This window comes from Thermodesulfobacteriota bacterium, assembly GCA_035325995.1.
In the GTDB taxonomy this organism is placed as follows: Bacteria; Desulfobacterota_D; UBA1144; order Nemesobacterales; family UBA2774; genus JADLGH01.
Window position 1 is genome coordinate 18,791 of sequence record DAOKYU010000002.1, and the last position, 14,900, is coordinate 33,690.

General features: G+C 60.7%; 15 protein-coding genes. 9 read left to right on the forward strand and 6 right to left on the reverse strand.

The window, feature by feature from the left end; all coding sequences use genetic code 11:
- The 3 genes from queC to PKC29_02970 all read left to right on the forward strand — a co-directional run bounded on the left by queC (position 1) and on the right by PKC29_02970 (position 2,295).
- Positions 1–675 carry a 7-cyano-7-deazaguanine synthase QueC gene (queC, locus tag PKC29_02960; GenBank protein ID HML94372.1) on the forward strand — a complete coding sequence of 225 codons (675 nt, stop codon included), beginning with the start codon at positions 1–3 and terminating at the stop codon, positions 673–675.
- On the forward strand, positions 672–1,313 hold the full coding sequence (locus tag PKC29_02965) for a radical SAM protein (protein ID HML94373.1): 642 nt from the start codon (positions 672–674) through the stop codon (positions 1,311–1,313). The genes queC and PKC29_02965 overlap by 4 nt, the downstream gene beginning before the upstream one ends.
- A gap of 103 nt (positions 1,314–1,416) precedes the next feature.
- Positions 1,417–2,295 (forward strand): class I SAM-dependent methyltransferase, encoded by an 879-nt coding sequence (locus PKC29_02970; GenBank protein ID HML94374.1) that lies wholly within the window; start codon positions 1,417–1,419, stop codon positions 2,293–2,295.
- 867 nt (positions 2,296–3,162) lie between these two features.
- Here PKC29_02970 and PKC29_02975 read toward each other — a convergent pair.
- Genes PKC29_02975 through rplM form a run of 3 tightly spaced genes read right to left on the reverse strand, consistent with a single transcriptional unit; the run spans position 3,163 to position 5,347 of the window.
- Entirely contained in the window at positions 3,163–4,509 is a 1,347-nt protein-coding gene (locus PKC29_02975) for an inositol-3-phosphate synthase (GenBank protein ID HML94375.1), read from the reverse strand.
- 8 nt (positions 4,510–4,517) lie between these two features.
- Complete coding sequence (gene rpsI / locus PKC29_02980) at positions 4,518–4,910, reverse strand: 30S ribosomal protein S9 (protein ID HML94376.1); 393 nt, start codon at positions 4,908–4,910, stop codon at positions 4,518–4,520.
- An 8-nt stretch (positions 4,911–4,918) separates the two neighbouring features.
- Positions 4,919–5,347: a 50S ribosomal protein L13 gene (gene rplM / locus PKC29_02985; GenBank protein HML94377.1), complete on the reverse strand. Its 429-nt coding sequence runs from the start codon at positions 5,345–5,347 to the stop codon at positions 4,919–4,921.
- A 135-nt stretch (positions 5,348–5,482) separates the two neighbouring features.
- Between rplM and PKC29_02990 the strand changes: the two genes are divergently transcribed.
- The 4 genes from PKC29_02990 to PKC29_03005 all read left to right on the forward strand — a co-directional run bounded on the left by PKC29_02990 (position 5,483) and on the right by PKC29_03005 (position 10,556).
- On the forward strand, positions 5,483–6,979 hold the full coding sequence (locus PKC29_02990; GenBank protein HML94378.1) for an FAD-linked oxidase C-terminal domain-containing protein: 1,497 nt from the start codon (positions 5,483–5,485) through the stop codon (positions 6,977–6,979).
- Positions 6,980–7,033: 54 nt separating this feature from the next.
- Entirely contained in the window at positions 7,034–8,359 is a 1,326-nt protein-coding gene (locus PKC29_02995) for an FAD-binding oxidoreductase (GenBank protein ID HML94379.1), read from the forward strand.
- A gap of 110 nt (positions 8,360–8,469) precedes the next feature.
- Positions 8,470–9,237: a DUF3891 family protein gene (locus PKC29_03000; GenBank protein HML94380.1), complete on the forward strand. Its 768-nt coding sequence runs from the start codon at positions 8,470–8,472 to the stop codon at positions 9,235–9,237.
- An 11-nt stretch (positions 9,238–9,248) separates the two neighbouring features.
- On the forward strand, positions 9,249–10,556 hold the full coding sequence (locus tag PKC29_03005; GenBank protein HML94381.1) for a heterodisulfide reductase-related iron-sulfur binding cluster: 1,308 nt from the start codon (positions 9,249–9,251) through the stop codon (positions 10,554–10,556).
- 2 nt (positions 10,557–10,558) lie between these two features.
- Here PKC29_03005 and PKC29_03010 read toward each other — a convergent pair whose 3' ends face one another.
- Entirely contained in the window at positions 10,559–10,924 is a 366-nt protein-coding gene (locus PKC29_03010; GenBank protein ID HML94382.1) for a hypothetical protein, read from the reverse strand.
- A gap of 234 nt (positions 10,925–11,158) precedes the next feature.
- Between PKC29_03010 and PKC29_03015 the strand changes: the two genes are divergently transcribed.
- Positions 11,159–11,734, forward strand: coding sequence for a hypothetical protein (locus tag PKC29_03015; protein HML94383.1), 576 nt, complete (start codon positions 11,159–11,161; stop codon positions 11,732–11,734).
- 10 nt (positions 11,735–11,744) lie between these two features.
- Here the strand turns inward: PKC29_03015 and PKC29_03020 are convergent, their stop codons facing one another.
- Together PKC29_03020 and nhaA are read right to left on the reverse strand one after the other, a co-directional pair.
- Positions 11,745–12,383: a DUF1461 domain-containing protein gene (locus PKC29_03020; protein ID HML94384.1), complete on the reverse strand. Its 639-nt coding sequence runs from the start codon at positions 12,381–12,383 to the stop codon at positions 11,745–11,747.
- 34 nt (positions 12,384–12,417) lie between these two features.
- Positions 12,418–13,611 carry a Na+/H+ antiporter NhaA gene (gene nhaA / locus PKC29_03025; protein ID HML94385.1) on the reverse strand — a complete coding sequence of 398 codons (1,194 nt, stop codon included), beginning with the start codon at positions 13,609–13,611 and terminating at the stop codon, positions 12,418–12,420.
- 170 nt (positions 13,612–13,781) lie between these two features.
- Here nhaA and PKC29_03030 point away from each other — a divergent pair, with 170 nt between their 5' ends.
- Complete coding sequence (locus tag PKC29_03030) at positions 13,782–14,867, forward strand: LLM class flavin-dependent oxidoreductase (protein ID HML94386.1); 1,086 nt, start codon at positions 13,782–13,784, stop codon at positions 14,865–14,867.
- The last annotated feature ends 33 nt before the right edge of the window (positions 14,868–14,900 follow it).

The window sequence follows — 14,900 nt, forward strand, 5'->3', positions numbered from 1 at the left end:
ATGAACAGGAAGGCCGTAATAATCCTCTCGGGGGGAATCGACAGCACGACGCTGCTGTACGATACGGCGGCGAAGGGCTACGAGGTTTCGGCCCTCACATTCATCTACGGGCAGAAGCACGAGAGGGAGATAAGCTCGGCGCGGGCCATATGCGGGCGTATGTCAGTCCCTCACATGGTCGTCGATCTTTCGGGGCTGAAGCCGCTCCTTTCCGGCTCGGCGCTGACCGACCCGGGCGTCGATATTCCGGACGTGCCGGAGACGTCGGAGCACTACGAGACGCTGAAATCGACTATAGTCCCCAACCGTAACGCCATATTCCTCTCGATAGCCGTCGGGTACGCGGTGAGCTCGGGGGCGGGCGCCGTTCTCTTCGGGGCGCACCATTCCGACAGGGGCGTCTATCCCGACTGCAGGGCCGAATTCGTCGAGGCGTTCCAGGCGGCGGAGAGGCTCGCGACGGACATGCCGGAGCTTCGCATAGAGGCCCCCTACGCCGGGTTCGACAAGTCGGAGATAGTCCGGCTCGGGGCCGGGCTCGGGGTGCCGTTCGGGCTCGCCTGGAGCTGCTACAAGGGCGGGGAGATACACTGCGGGGTGTGCAGCTCCTGCAGGGAGCGCAAGAGGGCGTTCGCCGAGGCCGGGGTCCCCGACCCGACGGGGTACAGGGCATGAAGATAAGCGAGATATTCTTCTCGCTCCAGGGCGAGGGGATAGAGATAGGGCTCCCTACCGTGTTCGTCAGGCTCTTCGCGTGCGACCTCCGGTGCTCGTGGTGCGACACGATGTACGCCGTCGAGGGGAGGGATTTTAAGGACATGACCGTCGAGGCCGTCATGGAGGAGATAGCGTCATACGGGTGCCGGAGGGTATGCATCACGGGGGGCGAGCCGCTCATCCAGGCGAAGGAGGCGGCGGCGCTGGCGGCGATGCTTACGGCGGAGGGATACTGCATCGTCCTCGAAACGAGCGGGCACAAGATGCCACCGCCCGAGTTCTGGGGGGAAAACACGGTCATCAGCATGGACTGCAAGTGCCCCGGGTCGGGGATGGAGGGGCGGATGGACTTCGGCCTCTTTTCGAAGCTCCGTCCCGGGGACCAGCTCAAGTTCGTCATAGGCGGCGACGCCGATTACGAATACGCGAAGAAGGTTATTTCCGACAATGAAATCAGGGCTAATATCATATTCCAGCCTGTGGGCGGAGAGGGGCTCGGGGCGCTGACGGACCGCGTCCTCGCAGACAGGCTCGGCAGGGTGCGCGTCCTGCCGCAGCTCCACAAAATTCTGTGGGGGAACAAACGTGGTGTATAATAAATAGTTCCCGGTACGGGAATCCGCCTTGTTGTTTTTAATGGTCATTATGTTATAATCCGCAAGCGGTTTTGCACATTTATTATGTATGGGGAGTGAATAGATGCAGAGGTTGATAATGGAAGAGATAAGGGAAAAATACGACTACGAGCCTTTCGCAGACACCGAAGAGTACAGACAGGTGAACGGCGATTGTATATACAGCTGGGTCGAGCTGATGAAAAAGAAGGGCACGAACAGTATCGATGCCATCCTCGACATCGCCACCGGCGCGGGCACCATGGTTCAGATCGTATTCGATTACCTTCCCGAGAGCTGGCGCAAGGCAGCCGTGATGTGCCTCGACCAGTCGGGCGAGGCCCTTAAGCTCGCCCAGTCGAAGCTCGAAAAGACCGTCGAAAGGCTGAAGCTCGTTCACTCGTTCGTCGAGGACATGACCCTCGACGACAGCAGCATCGACTTCGCCGTCTGGGGCAACGGGATACATTATCTGTCCGAAGAGGACCAGCTCGACAGCATCAAGAGAATAAAGCAGGCGTTAAAACCGGGCGGGTTTTTCTTCTTCAACACGGCGTTTTACGAAGAGGCCAGGCCCGTCGAGACGCTGCCCTTTTACCGCACGCAGGTCAAGACGGCCGTTCAGTATCTAAGGGAGCGCGGCGTCAGCAGGCTGAAGGACGATTCGAGGACCGAGGCTTCGAAGTTCCTCCCGAAGGCGTATTACGAGGAGCTCGTACAGAGGTCGGGCTTCAAGCTCGTCGAGGTAAAGGAGTTCGCCGTGGACATGAAGCGCGAGGCCTGGGAATACATAAGCTCCTTCCAGCAGTACGCGGCGGGGGCTCTCAGGGGCTACCCCGTGGACGAGGCCGTCCGCGCGATGAGAGAGGCCGTACAGCCCGCCCTGGAGCAGCACGGCGAGAGGGACAGCGACGGAAACCTCTATATCACCCGCAAGTGGCTCGCCATAAGCTCCCAGGTCTGAGAAGGGCTCGTTTCCACCCGAGACAGAATTCTCCCGCGTCACGCAGGACGCATATAAAGCTCCGCCGTTACCCGGCACAAGCCGCCTATTGCTGAGAGTCCTCCTCACCCTTTATCCCTGTTTTGGTTTCGGTTGCTTTCGAGCGGTACTGGATGAGCTACTGTGCAGCCGGCGAAGGACGACCGAATGCTCACTTGCTCGCATCCGTTCCGCGCTGGGGAGAGGGGAATTAAAAAGAAAAGCAAAAGACTGGATTCCCGACCCGGCTTCGCCCGTGGGCTACGCCGCGGCAAGTACAGGCTTGTTGTTGAGGAAAGTAAGTTGCGCGCTGTACTAGATAAGCGTTTGCGCTTCAAGGCCGGGGTGTCCGATTCCTCGCTCGCTCGCAATCGTTGGGAATGACAGAAACTGAATGGATTCCTGCTATTTTGTGTTGAGCTGCTTTAGGGCTGTACCGGATGGACTTCTGTGCAGTCAGCCTGAGGCGTCCAATTCCTCACTCGTTCGGAATCGTTGCGGGGAATGACAGACTGGAAAACTTCTCCGCTGAAAGTTAAGTTGAATTCTCCCATAACGCAAGCCGCACAGGCTGCGTAAAACCCCCTCCTCGCGAAAGCGGAATTCCCCGGATACATATCATGATTTGAAAGCGTGGGAAAGGGGCGGAGCCCCGCACGAAGCGTGGAATTCCCGCGCCGCGGCTTTTCGGGCGTAGCTGCCGTTCACGCGTTCCCGGGGATGCACCGCGGCCAAAGCCGCGACGTCTTCTCTCCGGGCCGCACGCGCATGACTCTCCCGCCGGAAGGCACAGCTCTCCCGTTACGGAATTTCCCTCTTTAATCCGGGATTTCGGATATACAGCCCTGATTACATCAGGTTGTAGTAGTCGAGGCCGAGGTGCGTGATGAGCTCTTCGCCCTTCAGGTACCTGAGGGTGTTCTTCAGCTTCATGAGCTGAATGAAGAGGTCGTGCTCGGGGTAGAGGTCTTCGCCGTGCATAGGGCTCTTGAAGTAAAACGAGAGCCATTCCTGTATGCCGTCGAGACCGGCCCTGCTCGCGAGGTCCAGAAACAGCACCAGGTCGAGCACTATCGGGGCCGCAAGTATGCTGTCCCTGCAGAGGAAGTTGACCTTTATCTGCATCGGGTAGCCGAGCCAGCCGAATATGTCGATGTTGTCCCAGGCTTCCTTGGCGTCGCCCCTCGGAGGATAGTAGTTGATCCTTACCTTGTGGTAATAATCCGAATATAATTCGGGGTAGAGCTCGGGCTGGAACATGTATTCGAGGACGCTCAGCTTGCTCTCTTCCTTGGTCTTGAAGGAATAGGGGTCGTCGAGCACCTCGCCGTCGCGGTTCCCGAGTATGTTCGTCGAAAACCACCCGTGAAGGCCTATCATCCTGCTCTTGAGGCCCGGGGCGAGGATCGTCTTCATGAGCGTCTGACCTGTCTTGAAGTCCTTGCCGGCGATCGGCAGGCCGTTCTTCTTCGCGAGGTCCATCATCGCGGGGAAGTCCACCGACAGGTTGGGCGCGCCGTTGGCGTAGGGCACGCCGCACTTGAGCGCGGCGTAGGCGTAGATCATGCTCGGGGCTACGTCGGGATGGTTCTCCCTGAGCCCCTTTTCGAAAGCGGTGAGGGACGCGTGCACGGGCGACTGCTTTATGTAGACCTCTGTGCTCCCGCACCACACCATGACGAGCCTCGAAACGCCGCTCTCTTTCTTGAAATTCTCTATGTCTTCGATGAGCTGCCTGGCAAGGTCCATCTTGGTCTTGCCTTTCTTGAGGTGCCTGCCGTCGAGATTCTTGACGTAGTCCCTGCTGAATACGGCGGGCATCGGCTTCAGCCGCTCCAAAGGCTCGCGGAGGGCCTCGACCTGGTCCTTTTCGAGAACCCCGGCCTTTATGGAAGCCTCGTAGCAGTTATCCGGGTAGATGTCCCAGCCCGCGAAGACCAGATCGTCGAGCCCGGCGAGCTCGATGAAGTCCTTAATGAGGGGGGACTTCTTTTCCGTCCTCTTGCCGATCCTTATACGGGCCATCTGGGTGAGGGAGCCGACGGGCTTTCCGAGCCCGCGCCTTATGGCCTCGACCCCGGCGATGAAGGTCGTGGCCACCGCACCGCCCATCCCCGGTATGAGAACCCCCAGCTTGCCCGAGGGTTTCTGTATCTTTTTTTGCTTTTTCGTGGATTTCTTTTTAGTGTCCGCCAAGGCGAAAATTACCTCTTCGAGAACTGTGGTCCCTTTCTCGCTTTCTTGAGTCCGTACTTCTTCCTTTCGACCATACGCGGGTCTCTCGTGAGCTGCCCTGCGACCTTGAGAGGCTTTCTGTAGGTGTCGTCGGCCTGGAGGAGCGCCCTCGCTATGCCGTGCCTTACCGCGCCGGCCTGGCCCGTGAGCCCACCGCCCTTTACATCGACGAAGACGTTGAACTTGCCCTTCGTCTGCGTCGTCTGAAGGGGCTCGAGCGCGTGGAGGAGCCACGATTCCCTCGGGAAATATTCGGCGGCTTCCCTGCTGTTTATGGAAATCTTGCCGTCGCCCGGGCGGAGCCATACGCGCGCGGTGGACGTCTTCCTTCTTCCTGTTCCGTAATAGTTCACTTCGGCCATTTCGTCCGTCAAACCTCCAGATTTTCAGGCTGCTGCGAGACGTGCGGATGCTCGTTCCCCGCGTAAACCTTTAGCCTGCTTATGAGTTTATCCTGCATTTTGTTCTTGGGAAGCATTCCCCAAACGGCTTTCCTGATTATCTCGCCGGGCTTTTTCTTCATGAGATCGTCGGCCGTGATGGACTTTATACCGCCCGGATACCCTGTGTGCCAGTAGTATTTCTTCTGTTCCCACTTCTTGCCGGTGAATTTCACCTTGTCGGCGTTGACTACGATGACGAAGTCGCCGATGTCGGCATGCGGGGTGAACTGGGGCTTGTCCTTGCCTCTCAGTATCGTGGCAATTTTGGTTGAAAGCCTGCCCACAGTCTTGCCTTCACCGTCTATGATGTACCATTTTTTCTCGAAATCTTCACTTCTCGCCATGTAGCTGCTCATTTTCACGCCTCAAACCTTTGGGATTAAACAGTGAAATTTACCGTCTCCACGCCGATTGTCAAGCAAAAGCCGCCCCTCGCCGCCGGTTGGTCTCGGAGCCGGTCAGGTGCTATAATCATCCGAGAGTGAGGTGACATGAAATCGGACGATAAATCTTACCATACCAGAACGCACGGGTGGAAGCGCGCCTTCGGGAAAAAGCTCGAAAACATACTCGGAAAGGGCGGGGTCGTTTCGTCCGGGGACGAGCTCATCGCCTACGACGCCGACGCGCTTACGGGGATGAGGATAATCCCGATGTTCGTCGTGCTGCCGAAGAGCGCCGCCCAGGTGTCGGCCGTCCTCGGGCTCTGCTACGAAGAGGGCGTCCCCTTCGTCCCGAGGGGGGCGGGGACGGGCCTTTCGGGCGGGGCGCTCCCGACGGAAGAGGGAGTGGTCGTATCCCTCTCGCGCATGAACAGGATACTCGAAGTGGACATAGCCAACGAGCGCGTCGTAGTCGAGCCGGGGGTCGTGAACATCGCGGTCACGAACGCCGTCTCCCCCTACGGCTACTACTATGCCCCCGACCCTTCGAGCCAGGTCGCCTGCACGATAGGCGGGAACGTCGCCGAGAACTCCGGGGGCGTGCACTGCCTGAAGTACGGCGTCACGACGAACCACGTCCTCGGGCTCGAAGTCGTCCTGCCCGGCGGTGAGATAATAGAGACGGGCGGGAAGACGCTCGACAGGCCGGGGTACGACATCACGGGGCTCGTCGTCGGGTCCGAGGGCCTCCTCGGCATAGTGACCAAGGTCGTCCTCCGTATAGTGAGGAAGCCCGAGACGGTGAAGACGTTCCTCGCGGCCTTCGACAGGATAGAGGACGCCGGGGCGGCAGTTTCCGGCATAACGGCGCGGGGCGTGATCCCGGCCGGTCTCGAAATCATGGACAACCTCTGCATACGCTCGGTCGAAGAGGCCGTCCACGCGGGGTATCCCGTCGATGCCGGGTCGATACTCCTCGTCGAGCTCGACGGGCCGTCGGCGGGCGTAGAAGCCGAGATGCCTATAGTCGAAGATGTGCTCCGCGAGAATAACGCGACGCTCATAAAGACGGCCAGGGACGCGAAGGAGAGAGACCTCTTCTGGAAGGGGCGGAAGAACGCCTTCCCGGCGATGGGGAGGGTGAGCTCTCACTATTACGTCCAGGACGGCGTCATACCGAGGAGCAAGCTCGCCGAGGTGCTCGGGAAGGTCGAGGAGCTAAGCCGCGAGTACGGCCTTAAAGTGGCGAACGTCTTTCACGCGGGGGACGGGAACCTCCATCCGCTGGTCCTTTACAGCGCGGCGAACGAGGGCGAGCCCGAGCGGGCGCACGAGCTCGCGGGGAAGATTCTCCGGGCGTGCGTGGACGCAGGGGGGAGCATCACGGGCGAGCACGGCGTAGGGAACGACAAGAAGATATACATGGCCGAGATGTTCGCCGAGGAAGACCTCGACGCGATGAACGTCGTCCGCTGCTCGTTCGACCCGAAGGGGCTGTCGAACCCGGGGAAGGTATTCCCGACGCCGAGGACGTGCGTCGAGCAGGGGGCGAAGCCTTACGCGGAGCACCCGCTTCAGAAGGCGGGCATGGGGGAGATGTTCTGATTATTGCCTCGATTTGAATTCTTGCCGAATGCTATGTATTAAAATCCTTATAACATGGGCGACAGCGCGATACTGAAAACACTTGCCGGGATCGTGGGCGGGGAAAACGCGGTCCCGGGCGACGGGGCGGCGGAATTTTCCGTGGGCGGCGTAGCCCCGCGGATAGTCCTCTTCCCCGGCACCGTCGAAGAGGTCTCCGAGATTATGAAGGCGGCGTCCCGCGATTCGCTCTCGGTGATACCTATGGGCTCGAACACGAAGCGCGGGCTCGGCGACGCCGTCCGGGGGGCGGACGTCGCACTCTCCGTCAAGAGGCTGAATAGAATCCTCGAACACGAATCGGCCGACCTCGTCGCGACGGCCGAGTGCGGCATGACCCTCGCGGCGCTCCAGGAAGGGCTCGGCGGGAAGGGACAGTTCCTCCCGGTCGATCCTCCGCACGTGAAAGAAGGCGCGACGCTCGGGGGGATAATCGCCTCAGGCGACAGCGGCCCCGAGAGGCTGAGATACGGCACCGCGCGCGAGCTGCTGATAGGCATGAAGGCCGTCCGCGCCGACGGCACGGTCTTTAACGGCGGGGCCAAGGTCGTAAAGAACGTCGCGGGGTACGACCTCCCGAAGCTCTTCGTCGGCTCGCTCGGGACGCTCGGGATTCTCGTCGAGGCGACGTTCAGGCTCTATCCCGTCCCCGAATATTCCCGGACGTGCATAGCGGGGTTCGGCTCGCTCGAAGACTCGCAGGCCGCCGTCCACGCGCTCTTAAATTCGGACCTCGTCATGACCTCGCTCGAACACCTGACCCCGGCGCTCGCCGGGGCCGCCGCTGGGCGCGCGGACGTGTTCATGAAGCGCGGCTCCTATCACCTCGCCGTCCGTATAGCCAACGTCGAGAAGGCCGTCAGGGACCAGATGGAGCACGTGACGGCCATACTCGGCGGCCACGGCGCGGAGGCGTCCGTCGTCGAAGGCCGCGACGAGGATTCCTTCTGGAGCGTAATAAGAGAGTTCCCCGGAGGCTCCGCGGAAGAGGGCAGGGCGGTACTGAAGGCCGGGGTAGTCATAAGCGAAGTCCCGTCGGTGTTCAAAGTTATAGAGATGCTGCGTGAAGGCGGCGTAGAGGCGCTCGCATCGGCCCGCGCCGGGAACGGGATAATCATGATAGAGCTCAGGGGCGGCGACCAGGCGCTCGCGGGCGCGATAGATTCCCTCCGCATGGTCGCGGAATCGGGCGGGGGGACGCTCGTGATAAACGACGCCTCGCCCGGCGTGAAGTCCGCAGCCGGCGTGTGGGGGGACCTCGGGTCGGGCTACGGCCTCATGAAGAGGATAAAATCCGGGTACGATCCGCTCGATATCCTTAACCCCGGAAGGCTCGTCTGAATATTATTCCCGCTCAAAAAAACGCTTGCGGCGCTCCCTTCGCTTTGTTAGCATAATTGGACTTCGGGTAAATATCCCCGTTTACCCCGCTGCGAAACGATTAACACGGAATGATCAGGAGAAAAGACAGCGAAGGTTGGATACTCGTATCCCAGCACGACCACGCGGTGCTGGCGGGGGAGATAATCGCCCTCTGGGGGAACGGCGCTTTCATGCGGCCGAGGCCGTTCGATGAGGTCGTCTTCGCCGTCGCCGAGCACGACTCGGGCTGGAGGGAATGGGACTCCCGGCCGAAGATAAACCCGGAAAACGGTTACCCGGCGAATTTCATGGAAATGGAGCCCGGGGACCAGTACGAAATCTGGAAGGGCTCCTACCTCGGCCCCGCGCGGGGGCATCCGTATGCATCCTCGCTCATCGCGCTTCACTTCGACAGATTCAACGAAAAGTCGCTCGGCAAGAATCCGGAGAACAGCAAGGCGAAGCTGCTGGAACGCGAAATCGACGAGTTCGTGTCCGGCAATCTCGGCGTGGATCCGTCGGGGGATACGAGCTCCCTCCCTCCCGACGTGAAAATCAACCTCCGCTTCGTACAGGTGGGCGACATCATATCCCTCACGCTCTGCCACGGGTGGGAGGAGATGGAGATAAAGGACGTCCCCGTCGATTACGAGGGCGGCGCGGCGCTAGTTAAAATGGCATCGGCCGACGGATTTAACTTCACGATGGCCCCGTACCCGTTCACGGAGCCAGTTATAAAGTGCGGCGTCCCGGCCCTCCGCCTCCCCCGGAAGTCGTTTACGAGCGACGGCGATCTCAGGCGTGCGCTCAGGGACGCAGAGCCGCTCGCCCTTGATTTCACCATAGGAAAAGGCTAAACATTTAGAATATGGAAAGCGCCGCCTTCAAAGCCTTCGACGACGTGGACAGGCCGAGCCCGGGGCTGATAGACGACTGCGTCCACTGCGGCTTCTGTCTTTCGGCGTGCCCGACCTACCTCGAAACCGGCAGCGAGCTCGACTCGCCCCGGGGAAGGATCTATCTCATGAAAACGGCGGGCGAGGGGAAGATACCGCTCGCGGGCTCGCTCGTCACTCACCTCGACAAGTGCCTCGGCTGCCTCGCGTGCATGCCGGCGTGCCCGTCGGGGGTGCAGTACGGGAACCTCATCGAGGCGGGCCGCTCGCAGATAGAAAGGCGCTACGAGAGGCCGCTGTTCCAGAGGCTCTTCAGGTCGCTCATATTCTCCCTCTTCCCGTATCCCGGGCGTCTCAGGCTCATGACGCCGTTCTTTTATCTATACGAGAAGCTCGGCATACGTTACCTCGTCGAATCTTCCGGCGTACTCGGCGCGGTTTCGCAAAACCTCGCACAGATGGAGGAGATGCTGCCGAAGGTGAATTCGCTCCTCCCGCCCGGGCCGCTGCCCGAGGTCGTCCCCGCCAAGGGTAAAAAACGATTCAGGGTAGCGCTCCTCACGGGGTGCGTGCAGAGCGTTTTCTTTGCGAGGACTAACGAAGCGACGGTGAGGGTGCTCGCCGAGAACGGCTGCGAGGTCGTCATCCCCCGGGGGCAGGGGTGCTGCGGCGCACTCTCGGTGCATTCGGGGAGGCTTTCGGAAGGGAGGGAATTCGCCCGGGGCCTCGTAGGGAAATTCGAGGGGCTCGACGCCGACTTCCTGATTATAAACTCGGCCGGGTGCGGCTCTACGATAAAGGAGTACGGCTATATCCTGAAGGACGACCCGGAGTACGCCGCGAGGGCCGGGGCTGTTTCGGCGAAGGCGAGGGACGTGATGGAGTTCCTCTCCGAGGCCGGGCTCGCTGGGGAGCTGAAAAACCTGAACATAAAGGTCACCTACCAGGACGCGTGCCACCTGGGCCACGCGCAGGGGATAAAGGAGCAGCCGAGGAGCGTCATAAGGCAGATACCGGGGATAGAATTCACGGAGCTCGTAGAGTCGGACGTCTGCTGCGGGAGCGCCGGTATCTACAACCTCGTCCAGCCGGATATGTCGAAGAGGCTCCTTACGCGGAAGACGTCGCACGTCGCCGAGACGGGGGCTGAATACATCGTCGCGGGGAACCCGGGGTGCCTCCTCCAGATCGAAAAGGGCATAAGGCAGAAGGGGCTAGGCATGAAAACCGCCCACCCGGTGGAGCTCCTCGACTGGTCTTACAGGGGCGGGAAGGACTAGCCTTACTCTCCCCAGCCTATCCCGCGCGACTTTACGTCTTCGAGAAGCGCATTCAATTCCTTGTCCTCCGAAACCCAGAAGCTGCCCGATAAATCTGCCGGCATTTTCGGGTCCGGCAATTCGCAGACCTTCAGCACTTTTTCGCAGGGAAGGGTTTTCATGTCCCCGTCCGTGAGCTGCATGCAGGAAAGCGCAAAATCCTCTCCCTCCGCCGCGAATGCCGACCACCTGCCTGGGCCGATCTCGGACGTCCACCCGGCGCTCGCGCCGACGTTCTTCACGGGATGCGTCACCTGGAACGCCGCGCCCGAGACGTTCTGGAGCAAGAAGATGCCCTCCCTGTCGGCTGAGCCCGCGTTCAGAATCACCTGCCCTGCCTTCCTGCCTGAACCCCGTCCCGGCGCATCCCGCGGGCGGCGCGTTTTCGCCTCCCCACGCCGGCGAAGTGTGGAAATGAAGGAATGTCGAAAGAACCAGAAGTGCCGTTGCCGAAACGGCTTTTATACTCATGCCTCGCCTCCGTATCGTTTCTTCACACAACTAAAATAGCATAGGAAAACTTCATAAGTTATCATATTTCAAAAAACGCCGGAGGCCGGGGGATGAAAACCGCCTTAGTACTTTCCGCTCTTTTCGTATTCCTTTTCTTTTCGTCGTGCGACGACGTCGAGGATTTTTTCACCGGGCCGGTGGGCCCGCTCATCGACGCCGGGGTGCTGGAGTCGCAGGACTATAATCTCGTGACGCCGTATTACGGCATGCAGGTCGCGATATCGGGCGGCGTCAGCGCGGGGACGAATCACGTTCTCAACCTCCTCGACAACAGGGCGAGACAGTTTTTGAACTGCCTCTTCGTAGACGGCGAGCGGCTAGGCTTCGAGGACGTCCCGCTCGAAAACGGCACCGTCGTCCCGCCGCTGTCCCAGCTCCGCGTTTACGTCGTCCCCAACCGGTTCGAATGCGAAGCCGAGGGCAGGAATGTCTGCGGCGGCGTCTATTACGGGGACCTCGACGCCATAGCGATAGCCGAGGGCGGGTTCGAGGGGTGCGGGGAATTTTCCGTGTGGAAGCACGAGCTAGGGCACAGGTACGGCATGGCGTCCGACCACAGTAACCAGGGCGATTTCGAGCCCTGCATAAATCCACAGAACTGCAATCCGGGCGACATATTCGATTAAGCTTCTTTCCTCAGCGGGCGGGCTTCGCGCGGCGGGGCCTCGACCCGAGCCATATGACGGCGTTCACGGCGGCCGTGGAGAATACCAGCAGCGCGACCGTGTGCTTGAAGAAATCCCTCGGCATGAGATAGAACGAGAGGTCGAAGCGGTTATTCATCCAGAGATTGTTCTTGAAGAGAAGCGGGTGAAATACGTCCTTCCAGAACGTCCCGAAGAACGGGAGAACCAGTAACAGGCTCAATATTATCGCTATGTTTATAAGCGCGCAGCGTGACGCGCGCCTCCTGTCGAACGTTAGCGCGAGGAGCACGGCCGCCGCGGCCCCAGCGGCCAGCATCTTGTCGAACATGCCCCTCACTTCTTCGAGGTGAAGCTTCTCTTTCTTCGTCCTGAAACTGTCGAGCCCGCCCTGGTGCCTGAAATACGCCGCGAGCTCGTCCATCCCCCTGTAGGCGTTATCGACCCCTATCATTTCGCAGCGCTCGTGCCAGCGGCAGTTGAGCTTCATCCACCCGGACGAATAGAACGTGAGCGACATGGGGACGTAAAAAGTCAGGTAAAAGAGAGAGGCGAAGAGGACGAGTCCCTTCACTCTGTGGAGGAAAGCCTTCGGGCGCGCGGGTTCTTCGGGCATGGTGTCGTCGGTCATTATTATACCCTTTCCGGGCCCGGCCGGGATTCGCCTATGATTCTTTACGCGGCGAGATCGCGCTCCTGATTATGAGGTAGCCGGCGATCGCCGAGACAAAAGAGCCGGCGAGAATCCCGAGCCGCGAGGAGACGCTTGCGCCCGCCGTCGAGCCGTCGAAGGCGAGGGCGCTTATGAAGAGGCTCATGGTGAAACCTATGCCGCAGAGGACGGCGGTGCCGTAAAGAGAGCGCCACGTCGCCCCCTCGGGCAGCCGGGCGAGGCCGAACCTTATCGCGGCCCACGCGAACCCGAATACGCCGAGCTGCTTTCCGAGGAAGAGCCCCAGCGCGACCCCCGCCGGTATCGGCCCCATGAGGCCCGAGAGCGTCATTCCTTCGAGCGACACGCCGGCGTTGGCGAATGCGAACACGGGCATGATGAAGAAAGCGACCCACGGGTGGAGCGTGTGCTCGAGGTCGCGAAGCGGGCAGGGCTCGCCTTCCTTCGTCCGCATCGGGATCGTGAACGCGAGCACGACGCCCGCGAGCGTCGCGTGGACGCCCGACTTTAAAACGCACACCCATAGAACGGCGCCGACTATAATGAAGGCCGCTATTCTCTTCACGCCGAGGAGGTTCATGGCCACGAGCACGGCGATCATCGCCCCGGCGAGGCCCAGCGAAAGAAGCGAAAGCTTCCCCGAATAGAAAATAGCGATTATGACTATAGCGCCGAGGTCGTCTATTATCGCGAGGGTCAGCAAAAAGAGCTTCAGCGACAGCGGCACCCGGCTCCCCAGAAGGGCGAGCACGCCCAGGGCGAAGGCGATGTCCGTCGCCGCCGGAATGGCCCAGCCGCTCATCGCGCCGGGATTGTTGAAGTTAAAGAATACGTAGATAAGCGCGGGCATCGCCATGCCGCCGACGGCGGCTATGCCGGGGAGCGCCACCTGGTCCAGGCTCGAAAGCTGGCCGTCCAGGACCTCGCGCTTTATTTCGAGCCCGACCAGGAGGAAGAACACCGCCATCAGCCCGTCGTTTATCCACAGGAGGAGTGGCTTCGCTATTTCGAGCGCCCCGAGCCTCACCTCGAACGGCGTTTCTATGAGAAGATTGTACAGCCCCGAGAGCGGGGAATTGCTGAGCGCGAGCGCGACGGCGGCAGCGCCGACGAGGATTATTCCGCTCGCGGATTCGAGCTCGAGGAAATCACGGATTGCGTTGGCTGCACGGGTTGATATCGACATGGCGCTTGACCGTAGAGGGCAAAAGTATACGATACGCCGCCCCGATATCCAAAAAAATCGCCCCCCGGCTGCAGCGTGCCGGGTGCGTCCGCCGCGCCGCTTTGTAGAAAAATATCTTATGTGTTAATATCCTGAAACCGGGGTAAAACCGGCCCCGGGCGGAGCCTCGATTGGAAATCGGATTCTTCACAATGCCCCTTCACCCGGCGGGCTCGGACCTGACCGAAACGCTCGACGCGGACCTCGACCAGATAGTCACGCTCGACGGGCTCGGGTACAGGGAAGCGTGGATAGGCGAGCACTTCACGGCGGGGTGGGAGAACCTCGCGGCCCCGGATCTCCTGATAGCCAAGGCCATACCGCTCACGAAGAACATAATCCTCGGGACGGGGGTGTCCTGCCTCCCGGACCACGACCCTTTCGTCCTCGCCCACAGGATAGCGGTGCTCGACCACCTCGCCAGGGGGAGGTTCTACTGGGGCGTCGGCGCGGGGAGCTTCATCGGCGACTTCGAGGTGTTCGGCATCGATCCGAAGACGGGCGAGCAGAGGGACCTCACGAACGAATCCCTCGAATTCATACTCAATCTCTGGAACGACCCGAAGCCGGGACTCTACAAGAACAAAAGGTGGAAATTCAGGGTGCCGAATCCCGTCGCCGAGGTCGGACTCGGCGTGCACACGAAGCCCTATCAGAAGCCCCACCCCCCGATAGGCGTCGCCGGTATCACCGCGGGCTCGGGGACTCTGCGCATAGCGGGGGCGAACGGCTGGATACCGATGAGCATAAACTTCATAACGAAGGACGTCCTCCGGACGCACTGGAAATCCGTCGAGGACGGGGCGCTCGAAACTGGCAGGACCCCCGACAGGCGCATGTGGAGGGTGGCCCGCGACATCTACGTCGCCGAGACGACGGAAGAGGCCAGGAGGGACGTCAGGGAGGGGACGCTCGCCCGTGACTTCACGGAGTACTTCTTCAAGATGGTGCCGAGGATAAGGGGGAACCTCGACATATTCAAGATGGACAAGACCATGGCCGACTCGGACGTTACGCCCGATTACCTCCTCGACAACCTCTGGATAGCCGGGAGCCCGGACGACGTCGCGAGGCAGATAAGGGAGCTCTACGAGTACGTCGGCGGGTTCGGGGTGCTGCTCGTTATGGGGCACGAATGGAAGCCGCGCGGCAAGTGGGTGAAGTCGATGGAGCTCCTCGCCGGGGAAGTCATGCCCAGGCTGGCCGATCTCGGGTGACCGTTCCGGCGGCCGCCGGGCGCTCTCCGGCCC

Coding starts and splice junctions, on each gene's coding strand:
- PKC29_03005 (HML94381.1), top strand. CDS start 9,249: ATGGAAAGCGCCGCCTTCAAAGCCTTCGACGACGTGGACAGGCCGAGC.
- PKC29_03020 (HML94384.1), bottom strand. CDS start 12,383: ATGACCGACGACACCATGCCCGAAGAACCCGCGCGCCCGAAGGCTTTC.
- PKC29_02990 (HML94378.1), top strand. CDS start 5,483: ATGAAATCGGACGATAAATCTTACCATACCAGAACGCACGGGTGGAAG.
- nhaA (HML94385.1), bottom strand. CDS start 13,611: ATGTCGATATCAACCCGTGCAGCCAACGCAATCCGTGATTTCCTCGAG.
- queC (HML94372.1), top strand. CDS start 1: ATGAACAGGAAGGCCGTAATAATCCTCTCGGGGGGAATCGACAGCACG.
- PKC29_03000 (HML94380.1), top strand. CDS start 8,470: ATGATCAGGAGAAAAGACAGCGAAGGTTGGATACTCGTATCCCAGCAC.
- PKC29_02965 (HML94373.1), top strand. CDS start 672: ATGAAGATAAGCGAGATATTCTTCTCGCTCCAGGGCGAGGGGATAGAG.
- rpsI (HML94376.1), bottom strand. CDS start 4,910: ATGGCCGAAGTGAACTATTACGGAACAGGAAGAAGGAAGACGTCCACC.
- PKC29_02970 (HML94374.1), top strand. CDS start 1,417: ATGCAGAGGTTGATAATGGAAGAGATAAGGGAAAAATACGACTACGAG.
- PKC29_02995 (HML94379.1), top strand. CDS start 7,034: ATGGGCGACAGCGCGATACTGAAAACACTTGCCGGGATCGTGGGCGGG.
- rplM (HML94377.1), bottom strand. CDS start 5,347: ATGAGCAGCTACATGGCGAGAAGTGAAGATTTCGAGAAAAAATGGTAC.
- PKC29_03015 (HML94383.1), top strand. CDS start 11,159: ATGAAAACCGCCTTAGTACTTTCCGCTCTTTTCGTATTCCTTTTCTTT.